The sequence below is a fragment of the Streptomyces hilarionis genome (genome assembly GCF_024539675.1).
Classification (GTDB): domain Bacteria; phylum Actinomycetota; class Actinomycetes; order Streptomycetales; family Streptomycetaceae; genus Streptomyces; species Streptomyces hilarionis.
Genome location: NZ_JAHHIT010000380.1, coordinates 1 through 760, shown reverse-complemented (window position 1 = coordinate 760; position 760 = coordinate 1). Strand labels below are relative to the sequence as shown.

Below are 760 nucleotides of genomic sequence, written 5' to 3'. Positions count from 1 at the left end.
GGTCACCGTCGATCTCACACAGGCGCATTTCTGGGATATTACCGCCGTCGCAGCGCTGGATAAGGTCGTGATCAAGTTCCGCCGTGAGGGCGCTGAGGTTGAAGTGCTCGGTCTCAATGAAGCCAGCGCAACAATCGTTGACCGCTTCGGCGTGCATGACAAACCCGGTGCCATCGACAAGCTCATGAGCCACTAAGGAGGACGACAATGACCCACGTAATGGCATGCAGATAACTCACAATCCGCATTGGCGGTCTGTGATTACGCAGCATGGGCTTCGCAACGTCTCAGCGCTCCCCCTGACCTTGCTTCATGTGCTGGATAAGGAGAAATATCCTGCATCCGCTGACCTCAGCGGCAATATCGGTCTCGGTAGCAGAGAACATCTACTGGAAGAGTTGGCCACGCTGGATGCGCAGCGTGCAAAACTGGCCTTGGAGCATGGCCAACACATGCTGGAAAAGGCCAGGGAGCGAACGGCCATTTCCGGCGCTGCGTTTCCTGAGCTGAAGCAGCGCCACGGACACTTGGTAGAAATCTGAGCGACCTTCAGGAGGATTCGACTGTTGGTGATAGGAAGAGTGGGTGAAGACAACTCACGCAACGCGCACAGCCTTGGCAGCCAGATAGAAGCTGTGGTGCGAACAATTCACCGGCCTATCCTGATCACAGCTAGCAGCTATAAAAAGCCCGAAAAGGTGATGCTCGCATTTGACGGCAGCTCCACTGCCGTATCCGTCCGGCGAACACGCCTTGCTTC

At 55.9% G+C, this 760-nt stretch carries 2 protein-coding genes; both read left to right on the top strand.

Features of this window, described 5'->3' with window-relative positions; genetic code table 11:
• The coding region (locus KMS84_RS43645; protein WP_256921248.1) for an STAS domain-containing protein at nt 1-196 on the top strand (196 nt) is incomplete at its 5' end.
• A 118-nt stretch (nt 197-314) separates the two neighbouring features.
• Nucleotides 315-542, top strand: coding sequence for a hypothetical protein (locus tag KMS84_RS43640; protein WP_256921247.1), 228 nt, complete (start codon nt 315-317; stop codon nt 540-542).
• Nucleotides 543-760 lie beyond the last annotated feature (218 nt).